Source organism: Oceanicaulis sp. (assembly GCF_051859625.1).
Classification (GTDB): Bacteria; Pseudomonadota; Alphaproteobacteria; order Caulobacterales; family Maricaulaceae; genus Oceanicaulis.
Map to the genome: position 1 here is coordinate 1,716,394 of NZ_JBHYFH010000001.1, position 12,167 is coordinate 1,728,560.

9 protein-coding genes and 1 riboswitch are annotated in these 12,167 nt (G+C 65.8%); of the genes, 3 read left to right on the plus strand and 6 right to left on the minus strand.

The window, feature by feature from the left end; all coding sequences use genetic code 11:
- Positions 1–14 precede the first annotated feature (14 nt).
- Positions 15–701, plus strand: a complete 687-nt coding sequence (gene pyrF / locus ACTIGF_RS08180; RefSeq protein WP_439636382.1) for an orotidine-5'-phosphate decarboxylase — start codon at positions 15–17, stop codon at positions 699–701.
- A gap of 61 nt (positions 702–762) precedes the next feature.
- On the opposite strand, the gene trxA is transcribed toward pyrF, so the two are convergent.
- The 6 genes from trxA to tsaE form a co-directional block, all read right to left on the minus strand.
- A complete protein-coding gene (gene trxA, locus ACTIGF_RS08185) occupies positions 763–1,083 on the minus strand; it encodes a thioredoxin TrxA (RefSeq protein WP_375550130.1) in 321 nt (106 codons plus the stop codon).
- A gap of 105 nt (positions 1,084–1,188) precedes the next feature.
- Positions 1,189–4,848, minus strand: a complete 3,660-nt coding sequence (gene addA / locus ACTIGF_RS08190) for a double-strand break repair helicase AddA (RefSeq protein ID WP_439636383.1) — start codon at positions 4,846–4,848, stop codon at positions 1,189–1,191.
- Complete coding sequence (addB, locus tag ACTIGF_RS08195) at positions 4,845–7,898, minus strand: double-strand break repair protein AddB (protein WP_439636384.1); 3,054 nt, start codon at positions 7,896–7,898, stop codon at positions 4,845–4,847. The genes addA and addB overlap by 4 nt, the downstream gene beginning before the upstream one ends.
- On the minus strand, positions 7,895–8,617 hold the full coding sequence (locus ACTIGF_RS08200; RefSeq protein WP_439636385.1) for a nucleotidyltransferase family protein: 723 nt from the start codon (positions 8,615–8,617) through the stop codon (positions 7,895–7,897). The genes addB and ACTIGF_RS08200 overlap by 4 nt, the downstream gene beginning before the upstream one ends.
- Before the next feature lie 2 nt (positions 8,618–8,619).
- On the minus strand, positions 8,620–9,720 hold the full coding sequence (locus ACTIGF_RS08205) for an aminoglycoside phosphotransferase family protein (protein ID WP_439636386.1): 1,101 nt from the start codon (positions 9,718–9,720) through the stop codon (positions 8,620–8,622).
- Positions 9,701–10,162 carry a tRNA (adenosine(37)-N6)-threonylcarbamoyltransferase complex ATPase subunit type 1 TsaE gene (gene tsaE, locus ACTIGF_RS08210; protein ID WP_439636387.1) on the minus strand — a complete coding sequence of 154 codons (462 nt, stop codon included), beginning with the start codon at positions 10,160–10,162 and terminating at the stop codon, positions 9,701–9,703. Before tsaE ends, ACTIGF_RS08205 begins: the two co-directional genes overlap by 20 nt.
- 140 nt (positions 10,163–10,302) lie before the next feature.
- Here tsaE and ACTIGF_RS08215 point away from each other — a divergent pair, with 140 nt between their 5' ends.
- Both ACTIGF_RS08215 and ACTIGF_RS08220 read left to right on the plus strand, forming a co-directional pair.
- Entirely contained in the window at positions 10,303–11,520 is a 1,218-nt protein-coding gene (locus ACTIGF_RS08215) for an NAD(P)/FAD-dependent oxidoreductase (protein WP_439636388.1), read from the plus strand.
- Between the two features lie 54 nt (positions 11,521–11,574).
- The gene (locus ACTIGF_RS08220; protein WP_439636389.1) at positions 11,575–11,895 is read left to right on the plus strand and encodes a 2Fe-2S iron-sulfur cluster-binding protein; all 321 of its coding nucleotides are present in this window, start codon (positions 11,575–11,577) and stop codon (positions 11,893–11,895) included.
- Between the two features lie 32 nt (positions 11,896–11,927).
- Positions 11,928–12,128: riboswitch (cobalamin riboswitch) on the plus strand.
- Positions 12,129–12,167 lie beyond the last annotated feature (39 nt).

The window sequence follows — 12,167 nt, forward strand, 5'->3', positions numbered from 1 at the left end:
CCTTAGGGGTGACCATGACCGACCGCCGCCTGATCACTGCGCTTGACCTGCCCACCATTTCAGATGCTGAGGCGTTGGTGGAGACGCTGGGCGAGGCCTGCGCACACTACAAGATCGGGCTCCAGCTTCTGCCCATTGGCGGCATGGATCTGGCGCGCTCGCTCAAGGCGCGTGGTCATGACGTGTTTCTGGACTTCAAGCTCCATGACATTCCCGCCACCGTCGAGAAAGCCACGCGCTCGATCACGCAAGCCGGCGCCGATCTTCTGACCGTCCACGCTGAACCGCCCGTCATGCGCGCGGCGGTGGAGGGGCGTGAGGGGTCTGATCTCAAAATCCTCGGCGTCACCGTGCTGACGGCCTATGACGATCCGATGCTGACCCAGATGGGCTATGCCTATGGCGCGCGGGATCTGGTGATGCGCCGCGTCGACCAGGCGCTCGATTGCGGACTGGACGGGGTTGTCGCCTCGCCGCAGGAGGCTGAGGCCATTCGCGCCCGTGTGCCTGATGAGTTTCTGATCGTCACGCCGGGCGTGCGTCCGGCGGGCGCGGCGCTGGGTGATCAGGTGCGCGTGGCGACGCCTGAAGCCGCGCTCAAGGCGGGCGCCTCGCATCTGGTGATCGGACGCCCCATCAGCCAGGCCGATGATCCCTTCGCGGCGGCGCAAGCGATCGCCGACGAGATGGCGAAAGCCTGACACGAAAAACCCCGGAAGCGCCGCTTCCGGGGTTTTCTGTGTTCGCAAAAAGGATCAGCGCCTAGACGGCTTCGTTGATCCATTCCTCGATCTTGGACTTGGCCATGGCGCCGACCTTGCGGCTGACTTCTTCACCGTTCTTGAAGATCAGCAGGGTCGGGATGCCGCGCACGCCGTACTTGCTGGGGGCCATCGGGTTTTCGTCGATATTGACCTTGGCGATGGTCAGCGCGCCTGCCTTGTCGGCGGCGATCTCTTCGAGCGCCGGGCCGATCTGCTTGCAGGGGCCGCACCATTCCGCCCAGAAATCGACCAGCACCGGGCCGTCGGCTTTCAGAACATCAGATTCAAACGTGTCGTCGGTCACCGCTTGGGTCGCCATGAGCCTTGCTCCTTAACAAAAATCCAAAATGTCCGTCTCCGCCCGGAATCGGCGCGGCTGCGGGTTTGAAGTTGACCGGAGACCTAGGAAGCCCCAGCGCATCGGTCAAGCATCCGCTGGGCGCCCGGCGCGGCTGAGCACCGCGTCCAGCCGGTCTCCAGGCAGTTCCATCAAACGCGGCGCATCTGTCCAAAGTAGGGCGCAACGCACCGGTTTGTCGGGGTGAAGTCCCTGTAATAGCGCGCGATACGCAGCCATTTGCGCCAGATAGGCGCGGGGGACGTCCTCGACATGTGTGGGCGGCGGACGGTTGGTTTTGTAATCGACGATCAGGACTTCGTGATCGGTGACCACCAACCGGTCGATCTGGCCGTTGATCACCATGCCGCCCGGCAATCCCGCCGCCTGGCCCGCCACCGCCGCCTCGGCGCGTGAGCCGGGCTGGAACAGGGCGGCGAAGGCGGGATCAGAAATCACCCTCAGGGTTTCAGAGGCGATCTCGCGGCGCTGGGCGTCCTCAAGATCGGTCTGGTTCTGAAGATAGCGCAGGGCCGAGGCCTCGCGGCGGCTCTCCTCGATATCGGGCAGGGTCTGCAAGAGCTTGTGGATCAGCTCGCCACGGCGGAAGCGCGATTGCCCGCCCTCGGCCAGAGGGGACAGGGAGGCGGATTCAAACCCTGTGTCTTCCTCGCCCAGAAGGTGTGACGGCGCGACCGAACGCACGGGCGCCGGATCAACCGGCGGCGGCTTGGTCGCCCAATCGGGCAGGGTCACAGGGGCAGGCGGCGGCGCAGAGCTGGCCACCAGCGGTTTGGGATCGGCGCCGAAGCGCAGACCCTCACTGACGGTCCATCCGTTTTCTTCGGCCACGGCGTCCAGCGTCGTGCGTACCGGACGCCAGTCTTCGCCGGTCCAGCTGCGCTGACAGCGGTCATACCAGCTGCCCGCATCCACCTTGCCCGCAACGCCATGGGTATGCCCACAGACGATCAGGCGATCGCGGGCGCGGGTCATCGCGACATATAAAAGGCGCTGATATTCGCCATCGGCGTCCAGCTCCTTGCGCTCGGCCATGGACGCCATCAGCGGCGGCGGCGTTTTCATGTCCGGCGCCCATAGAAGCCCGGCCTCTTCATGGGCGAACAGGCCGCCCGAGCGGTCCTTGGGCATTTGGGTGGTGTCGGGCAAGAAGACGATCGGCGCTTCCAGACCTTTCGCGCCATGAACGGTCATCACCCGCACTTCGCCGCGGCCCGCTTCCATCTCGCGCTTGATCTGGGCGTTATCGGCTTGCAACTCGGCGACAAAGCGCGACAGCGACGGTGCGCCTTCCACTTCATGGGCGAGCGCACGGTTGAGAAACTCTTCCGCCGGATCGCGAGCCTCTTCGCCCAGGCGCGCATAAAGCCGCGCCAGACGGCTTTCCCCTGTAGGGCTCGCTTCGGTCAGAAAGCGCGCGAAGAAAGCGTAAGGGGCGTCCGTCTCCACACGCGCGCGGGCTTTGTCGAGCACGCTGCGGGCCTCGGCGAAGCGTGGGTCCTCACTCTGGCGCAGCTTGTCCCACAACCGCGCGCCGGACTTGCGGCTGAGATCGAACAGGGCGTCGTCGTCAATGGGCGGAGCGGGCGTGTCCACGGGATGGAAGAAGGGGCTTTTCAGCACTTCGGCCAGCGACAGGTCGTCTTCGGGCAACAGCGCGAAACGGGCGAGGGAGAGTAAATCCTCCACCACCAGCTGGTCAGGCAGGGTCATCCGGTCCGCGCCCGCCACGGGCACGTTTTTCAGCTTCAGTCGCCGGATGATCTCTTCAAACAATCCGCCCCGGCGTCGCACCAGCACAATGATGTCGCCGGCATGGGCCGGGCGCAGCCGCCAGGGCTTGCCCTCTTCCCACACGCCGTCGCCGCGTTTGAGAATGTCGGCGATCTCAGCGGCCACGGCTTCCGCCAGCTGATTGCGCGCGGAATCCTTGCGCTCGGCGTCCACGGGCCTGAGATCAAGCTCGTCCTCCTGGCCGCCTTCAGGTTTGGGGACCGCCGGCCAGATCTCCACACAGCCCGGCGCGTTTGCGCGAGCGGCGAGGTGGCCGTCATAGCGATGAAACGCCAGCGGATCGCGCCGCTCAAGCGTTTCAGGGTCGCTCATCAACAGCTTGGTTTCGAGCCCTTCCACCACATCCTTGCGCTCAGGGCTGAGGGCGGCGGCTTCAGCGGCGAAGCAGGCGTCCACCGCCGCCAGGATTTCGGGGCTGGAGCGGAAAGAGACATTGAGCGGCGGGCTCTCAAACCGCAGGCGCGCCAGCCGGGCCTCGGTCTGAAGCCGCTGGCGTTGGGCCAGGAACTCGCGCGGATCAGCGTTCTGGAACGAATAGATCGATTGTTTCTCGTCGCCGACGCAAAACACTGTGCGCTGAAGCGCGCCGGGATGCTGATCGGCGTGGGCGCTTTCACCGGCGAAGAATTCCTCGGTCAGCGCATTGATCACCGACCATTGTTCAGGCGCGGTGTCCTGAGCTTCATCCACCAGCACATGGTCCAGGCCCTGATCGAGCTTGTAGAGCGCCCAGCCGCGCGCTTCGGAATCGGTCAGCAACAGGCGCGCGCGTTCTACAAGGTCAGAGAAATCCACCCGGCGCAGACGGTTGAGCCGCGCCTGGTAATCGCTCAGCAAGCGCTCAGCCAGTCGCAAGGCGGCGCGGGTCATCCGGTTGGCGGCGGCGGCGGCCAGCTTGGGCAGGATTTCATCACCCACCCGGTGGATTTCCGCGCCTTCATCGCCGAACAGGGTCACCAGGATGCGGTAATTCTCGCCGGTCTTCTTGGAGAAGATGGATTTGGGCTTTTTCAGCGCGCCGGTCTTGGTGGTCAGAAACTCGATATAATAATCAAAGGCCTCGGCGGCGTCTTCATCGGCCACATCGAGCACTTCCAGCAGCGCTTGCGCGCTGGCCTGATCGGTTTTCGTCCCGCCGGTCTGCAGCGCGCTCAAGGCCGCTTCCAGCGCGCCCACATCGGTGTCCGCCCAGGCTTCGGCGAGCACCTGGTCCACATCAAGCTCGGGGTCCACGCCCAGAAGCGCGCTCGCCTGTTCCAGCAAAGCGTCCAGCGATCCCGCTTGCGCCAGCGCCTGATTGATTTCGTGGCGTTTGGACATGGCGAAGCTGGCGAGCCTTGGCAGGGCGTCCGCTCCGGCATTGTCGATCAGCGCGGCGATCGCCTGTGCGATTTCACCTTCAGGGTCTTGGTGCGCCAGTCCCGACAATGCATCCAGCGCTTCAGCCTGCAGCGCCTGACCGGCTGCATCATCCTGCACGTCAAAACCTGGCGGCAGGCCCGCTTCCAGCGGGAAGCGCCGCAGCAGGCGTTCGCAAAAGGCGTGCAAGGTCTGGATTTTCAAACCGCCAGGGGTTTCCAGCGCGCGGGCGAACAGGCGCCGCGCTTCAGCCAGCTCCGGGCGCTGGCCTTCGGTGACCAGCGCATCCAGCTCTGCGGTCAGCGCGTCATCGGGCAGGGTCGACCAATCGCCCAGCTTGCGAAACAGGCGCGTCTGCATCTCGCCGGCCGCGGCCTTGGTGAAGGTCACGCACAGGATGCGGTCAGGCTTGGCGCCTGCGAGCAGCAGGCGCGCCACCCGATCCACCAGAACGCGGGTCTTGCCCGAGCCGGCGTTCGCCTCGACAAAGACGCTGGCGGACGGGTCCGCGGCCAAAGATTGCGCCGCGCTGGCGCTAGAGACGATGGCGGGATCAAATCCGGGCTGGCTCATGACGCGCCTCCCTCTCCATTATCGTCGCCGGGCGCGCTCGCCCATTCCTTGCGGCGGGCGAGATGGTCGTAATCGCCCCATTTATTGACGAATTTCACCCTTGGCTGGCTGGGATAGGTGCGCCGTGGATCATCAAAATTCGCCACCCATTTCACCAGACGTTCCAAAGCCTGCTCGGCCAGAATGCCCGCATCGTCGCCATCGGGATTTCTGACCATGGATTTGGGCTCGCCCGGCACGCGCCCGCCGGACAGGCGCACATAAATGAGATCGCCCGGCTCATGGCTGGGCGCATCTTCAAACGCGCCGCGTGCGGCCATCGCGGCCTCCAGCGGCAATTGCGGGGCGAAGCCTGCGGCGACTTCCTTGGCTGAAGGCGGCTGTCCGGTCTTGTAATCCACGATGTCGAGCGCGCCCGAGGGCCTGAGATCAATCCGGTCGGCGCGTGCGGTCAGGGTGAACAGCCCGCCGGGCGCTTCAAACGTGATGTCGCCCAGCGCTTCAAGGGCGGTCGGCAGAAAGCCGTAATCGCGCCGCTCTTCTTCGAAGACGATCATGTATTGCGCCACCCGCTCGAAGCGCTTCATCTCGACGCCCAGCGCATTGTCGCTGAACCCGGCCTGGATCAGCGCGCTTTCACCCTCTTTCAGCAATCGCTCCAGCGCATCGCGCGGCAGGGTGTCGGCATCGCCAAGGCTGCGCACCCAGGTTTCCAGCGCGGCGTGATAGGCCGTGCCGCGTTCGGGTGGACCGGCGGGGCGGTCCAGCGGGTCAAGCTTGTCGAGGCGCAGGATTTTGCGCGCAAAGATCGAATAGGGGTCGCGCACCCAGGTCTCGATCTGGGTGACGCTCAATTGTCGGGGTCTCGCCTCGACCGGCGGGGCGGGCTCAGGCGGCTTGATGAAGGTGTGAGCCGTGGTGGCGTCCAGCGCTTCGGCCAGCGCCAGATAATCGCGCTTCGGCGTCAGGGCCTGCTCAGAAGCTTCTCCCAGCGCGCCGCGCGCCAGGGTTTTGAGGCGCCATAGCCAGCGCGAGGCGACCGTGGGCGCGCCATCCAGCTTGGCGGACCGGGTCAGGGTGACATCGCTGGCGCAGGCCAGTTGTGCAAAGTCATGGGCGGCCAGGCCAAAGCGTTCTTCGGGCGCGGACAAACCCGCCGCCATCCGCATGCCGCGGCTGAGGAAGGGGTCTGATTTGGGCGCGGCGGGCCAGACGCCTTCATTGAGCCCGGCCAGGATCACCCGGTCGGCTTCCGCCAGACGCGCTTCGAGCGGCCCCAGGATCTGCAAACGCGGATGCGCGCCATAGCGGGGCCGGACCAGACGGGCGCGGGCCGTTTCCAGCACGGCGCGGGCGAAGTCATGCAGGCTCAGCGGCGGCAGCGCCTCGGCCTCTTCCATGAATTCGCGCATCAGCAGCGCGGCGTTCTCACCTGCATCGGTCGCCCAGAGGCGGTCTGCGCCCGCCATATCGTCCGTGCGCGCCAGCGCTTCAGCGCTTTCAACCAGCGCCTGCGTCCAGGCGCGCATTGTGTGCGCGCCCTCAAGCGCGCTCAGCGGCGACAGCGCCTGCGCCAACGTGTCGATAATCCCGCCCCAACGGTCGCGGCGGTCTTCATCATCGCCGGCGGCGTCACGCACATGCCCGGCCAGCGCCATCCAGCTATAGCCCGGACGGCGACCGCGCAGGGCGCGCCGTTCCATCGCCCCCAGCACAGCGCGCAAGGGCGCGCGTTCTTCGCCCAGCGCAAACAGCGGCGAGGCAGCCAGCGCAGAAAACGCCAGCGCTGACCCGGGGTCGAGCGCGGCCTGCAAAACGCGGATCAGGAAGGCCCCGGACGGGGTGTCGGATAAGGGCTGACCGGCGGAATCATCCACCGTCACGCCAAAGCGCGCCATTTCGGTGATGACCCGGCGCGAGAGGTTCCGGTCAGGCGTCACCAGAATGCCGCGTGCGCCCGGCGTCTCCAGTGTTTCACGCAGCATAAGCGCGATGGCGCGCGCTTCTTCTGCGGGCGCAGGCGCATCAATCACGCTCAGACCCGCAAGCGCGGTTTCAAAGACGTTCTCGCCCCAGGCTTCTTTCAGATCGTCCACCCGGCGCAGCCAGTCCGCCGTGGCTTCGGCGGGACGCAGCGCTTCGGCGATCACGCGGGCGCGCGGGGCGTCCTGGCGGCCTTCCTCGGCGCCCGGCCAGAAACGGACCTGATCGCGATCAAGGCCGATCAGCTCGATCAGGGTTTTCATGGCGCGCTGGGGGTGGCCGTCATCAATGGCCGCCCAGGCGTCTTCATCCATGTCGCGCGCAAAGCCCGGCAGGACCACACAGCCTTGCGGCAGGCTCGCAACCGCGCTCAAAAGCTCAGCGGCGGCGGGGATGGAGCCGGTCGACCCCGCTGCGATGACGGGATCGGCGGGCGGGGTCTCGCGCCAGCGCGCCGCCAGCGCCTTGAGTAGAAGCGAGCGTCGCCGGGCCGGGTCCACACGCTGCATCTCTTTCAAACGCGCGGGCCAGGCCTCCAGCACGATATCGAGAAACAGCGCCGCTTCCTGCATATGGGCGGGGAGGGCGGCGCGGATCTGTTCGGTCAGCGCGCCCAGATCGTCCACATCCTCGGTGGCGAGATCATCGAGCAGGCGAGCCAGATCATCCGCCAGCGCCAGAGCGCCGCCCGCGCCCATGGACCGCCCAACCGCCTTTTCCTTTTGCAGGATCAGGCTGGCCAGCTCGAACCGGCGACGGGCGGGCGAGACGGCTTCGGGGGCTATGTCGGCGAGCTCACCCGGTTCAAACGGCGGCTCGTCCGCGTCCACATCCCCGATGGGACGGATCATCGGTAACAGCGCCGCGCCTGGCGACAATCGGGTGAACGCTTCGGCCAGCTCACGCCCGGCGCGGCGGGTGGGGATCAGAACCGTCACCCGGCTCAGCGCGTCAGGATCGGGAAAGGCGTCTTTCAGCCCGCGCGCCAGTTCGGTCAGGAACGGCGCGGCGGGCGGCAGGGTGAAAACCCGCGGCGAAGGATGTGAAAACAGATGATCAGCGCTCATGCGAGCGAGCGTAGCCGATTCTCGGCCGCTTCACGCGCATCAGGATCGCCCACATGCATCCAGAACGCCTCCATCACGCAGCCATGGACGCGCCCGGCCTGGAGCGCCGTGTTCCAGATCAGGTTGGTGGAGAAGGGCTCGACGGTCAGGCCCTTCAGGACGCGCGGATGCAGAATCTGAACGCCAGTATAGGCATAGGGGGCGGTCGGGCGGTCGCCCCGGCGAGTCAGCTGGCCATCCGACTCAAGGAAAAAGTCCCCCGGCCCGTCAAAACCCAGCGTGTTCTCAACCGGCGTGATCAGCAGCAGAACGTCCATGCGCTCGGGATCAAAAGCTTGGGCGAGCTTTGATAATTCGCTCGATCCGCCCGTCTCAAGCCAGACGGAATCGATATTCGCCACAAAGATCGGCGTCTCGCCCAATAGCGGCGCCGCCTTGGCGAGGCCGCCGCCGGTCTCCAGCAAGTGTTCGCGCTCGTCGGAAATGACGATCCTGGGCGCGGTGCGGCTTGCAAGGTGCGCCTCAAGCCGGTCGGCGAAATGATGGACATTGACCACGGCGGCATCAACGCCAGCCTGAGCGAGCGTGTCGAGCGTCCAGTCGATCAGCGGTTTGCCGTCGAGCTCCACCAGCGCCTTGCAGCGATCATTCGTCAAAGGGCGCATGCGGGTGCCCAGGCCTGCGGCCATCACCATGGCTGTGGTCGGCGTCGGGATCATGCTCAGGCCTTCTCGAAGAGGGCGGGAGTCAGGGCGCTGGCGACGGCCCGGACGGGAGCGAGAACCGGATGGGCGAGATCGCGTGCGAAATGGCGCTCCACCCGCGGCAGAAGATCCAGATACCGCGGTTTGCCGTCGCGCTGGGCGAGGCGCACGAAAATCCCCAGGATCTTGGCGTTGCGCTGGGCGGCCAGTACGGCTGCCGCAGCGTCGAACGCCTCGCGATCACTGAGGCCCGCCGCGTTGAAGAAGCGGTCCGTCAAGGGCGTCGCCAGATCGGGCGCCACATCACGGCGCGCATCCTCGATCAGGGAGACCAGATCATAGGCGGGATGGCCGAACAGCGCGTCCTGGAAGTCCAAAAGCCCGACCTTGGCCTCATGCTCGCGCTGGGGCAGCCAGATCAGGTTTTCGGCATGATAATCACGCAGCACCAGCCCCGGCGCATGGGCGTTCAGGGCGGGCAGGACTTGCGCCCAGGCTTTGCGCCAGTCCGTCTTGTCCGCCTCGGACGGGGTCTGACCCTTATGGGGGGCGTACCAGTCGGTGAACAGCTCGGTCTCCGCGCTGAGCGCCAGCGCGTCATAGTCCTGAAGGGTCCAGCTATGGCCAAAAGCTGTGGGTTCGCGCTCAATCGAGGAGCGATAGATCGCCGCCAGCGTCTCGACCGCAGTGGCGTAGAGCGCGCCTTCATGAGCGACGCTCGGGATCAGGCGCGCAAACAGGGCGTCGGTCAGGTCCTCGATAATCAGAAAACCCTGATCAATGTCGGCCTCAAAAATGCGCGGCGCGGAAAATCCGCGCGCGGTCAGGGCGTTGGCGATAGCGGCGAAGGCAGCGGTGTTGTTGCCGGCCAGGCGCGCGACGGCGTTATAGCCCAGCGCTTGCCGGTCAGCGTCGCTGGCGTCAATCGGGCAGGCGGGGGCTTCTGATCCGCCGGGCGCGTCCATCAGTATGGCGGTGTCGTCGCCGCGGTTCAGCCGAAAATAGGACCGGCTGGAGGCGTCGCCGGGAAAGGCGCGCACATCCGCATCGCCCCAGCCTGCGGCTTTGATGAAGTCGGCGCGCGCTTGCGCGCGGGCGTCAGTCTGCAAGTCCGCCAAGGCGTGTCTCCCAGCTTCCAAAAGCTTCAAGGCGTGCGGTGCGCCCGCCAGCCTCGGTTTCAGTCAGGATTATCTCAAGCCGGTCCGCCGGACGCCAGCGTCCCATGCGGTCAGGCCATTCGATCAGGGCGGCGCCATGATCCAGCGCTTCGTCCATCCCCAGCTCATCAAGCTCTTCGGGATCCTCAAGCCGGTAAAGATCGGCGTGCAGCAGCATGAGGCCCTGATCGGTCTCATAGGGCTGGACGAGCGTATAGGTGGGGCTGGGCGCATCTTTTTCGCCGGTCAGCGCTTTGATCACGCCGCGCGCCAGCGTGGTTTTGCCAGCGCCGAGACCGCCTTCGAGCAAGACGGCGTCGCCGCGCTGGAGCAGGCGCGCCAGGCGCGCGCCCAACCGCGCATTGGCTTCAGGGTCTGGCAAGGTCAGGGTCAGGACGGTCATGATGAGGCTGATAGGACGGCTTGCGCATGGCGGCAAGACTTGGCGTAGCCTCGTTTGCGCAGTCCGGCGCTTGACTTGGACCCAAGGGCGCGGCGCCATGGACCCATAAGAAACGAGACAGACAGGGAGCGCGGATCGCAGTGTCCGGAACGGTCATCATCGGAGGCGGCCAGGCCGCCCTGTCCGCAGCGGCTGAATTGCGCAAGCGCAAATATGATCAGCCGATCATCATTCTGGCGGGCGAAGCCGCAGCGCCCTATCAGCGCCCTCCGCTGTCTAAATCCTATCTGGCGGGTGAACTGCCGGTGGACCGGCTCTGGCTCAAACCGGCTGAGTGGTATGACAAGGCCGAGATTGATCTGCGCACCGGCGTGCGCGTCACCGCCCTCGACCGCAGCGCCTGCGACGTCATCACCGATACCGGCGAACGCATCGCCTATGACCGTCTGATCCTGGCCACGGGCGGGGAGGCGCGCCGCCTGCCCATTCCGGGCGCGGACCTTCCCGGCGTGCATGTGCTGCGCACGCTGGCGGAAACCGAAGACCTCGCAGCCTCCTTTCATGACGCGCGCTCCATCGCCATCATCGGCGCGGGCTATATCGGGCTGGAAGTCGCCGCGTCCGCCCGCAAGCGCGGTCTGGACGTGACGGTGCTGGAAGCCGCTGATCGCCCAATGGCGCGCACGGCGAGCGCGCTTCTGGGCGGCTGGTTCGGGGCGATCCACCGCGGCTATGGCGTCGATCTGCGCGTTCAGGCGCCGGTGAAGGCGATTGCTGGCGAGGACGGCAAGGTCACCGGCGTCGAACTGGCCGATGGCGAGATCGTGACCGCCGATACGGTGCTGGTGGCCGCCGGGCTGACGGTGAACGACCAGTTGGCGCGCGCCGCGGGGCTTGAGTGCGAGAACGGCATCTTAGTGGATGAGACCGCCCGCACAGGCGATGACCGGATTTACGCCATTGGCGATGTCGCGCGTTTTCATTCCAAACGCTATGGACGCTCGATCCGGCTGGAATCGGTGCAGAACGCCATTGATCAGGGCAAGGCGGCGGCTCAGGCGATATGCGGGCTCGAGGTCGATTATGATCCCGTGCCCTGGTTCTGGTCAGACCAGTACGACATGAAGCTGCAAATCGCCGGCCTGATCGAGGGCGCGGACCAGATGATCCGTCGCGGCGACCCGGAAGAGGGCAAGTTCGCGCTGTTTCACCTGATGGGCGGACGCCTGATCGCCTGCGAGGCGGTCAATTGCGGCCCTGAATACATGGCTGCTCAGCGCATGATCGCTGCGAACGCCGAGCCTGATCCGGACCGCTTGCGCGATCCCGGAGTGGCGATGCGCGACTTCCTGTCCTAAATAGCGCCCAAACGCGGGCGCAGCCTGCCTCACAGATTCTGGAAGACCTCTACCATGGCCAAGATCACCTATATCGAGCATGACGGAACCGAGCATCAGGTTGATGTTCAGGACGGGCTGACCGTGATGGAAGGCGCGATCCGCAACATGGTCCCCGGCATTGACGCCGATTGCGGCGGCGCCTGCGCCTGCGCCACCTGCCATGTCTATGTGGACCCGGCCTGGACGGACAAGACGGGCGAGCGCTCCTCCATGGAGGAATCCATGCTCGATTTCGCCAGCGACGTTCAGGAGACCTCACGTCTGTCGTGCCAGATCAAGGTGAGCGCGACTCTCGACGGCCTGATCGTGCGTTTGCCTGAAGAGCAGGGCTAGCGCGCTTGACCTTGGGTCCAAGCCCCGCTTAAACACCCTGATTACGCGACGGTTCTCCCGCGAGGGAGCGAAGAGGGAACACCGGTGCGACGCGCAAGCGTCTGGTCCGGGGCTGTACCCGCAACTGTGAGCGGCGAGGGATGCGCCTCATGCCACTGGATCGTCAGATCTGGGAAGGCGGCGCATCGCATTGACCCGCAAGCCAGGAGACCTGCCATCGCGGTCGCTCGTTCTGGGTGCGGGAACACACCAGGAGAACGCGGACGCCTTCC

What these genes read in the sequence shown, in the direction of transcription:
- ACTIGF_RS08200 (WP_439636385.1), bottom strand. Translation starts at nt 8,617, where the DNA reads ATGATCCCGACGCCGACCACAGCCATGGTGATGGCCGCAGGCCTGGGC.
- tsaE (WP_439636387.1), bottom strand. Translation starts at nt 10,162, where the DNA reads ATGACCGTCCTGACCCTGACCTTGCCAGACCCTGAAGCCAATGCGCGG.
- addB (WP_439636384.1), bottom strand. Translation starts at nt 7,898, where the DNA reads ATGAGCGCTGATCATCTGTTTTCACATCCTTCGCCGCGGGTTTTCACC.
- ACTIGF_RS08220 (WP_439636389.1), top strand. Translation starts at nt 11,575, where the DNA reads ATGGCCAAGATCACCTATATCGAGCATGACGGAACCGAGCATCAGGTT.
- pyrF (WP_439636382.1), top strand. Translation starts at nt 15, where the DNA reads ATGACCGACCGCCGCCTGATCACTGCGCTTGACCTGCCCACCATTTCA.
- addA (WP_439636383.1), bottom strand. Translation starts at nt 4,848, where the DNA reads ATGAGCCAGCCCGGATTTGATCCCGCCATCGTCTCTAGCGCCAGCGCG.
- trxA (WP_375550130.1), bottom strand. Translation starts at nt 1,083, where the DNA reads ATGGCGACCCAAGCGGTGACCGACGACACGTTTGAATCTGATGTTCTG.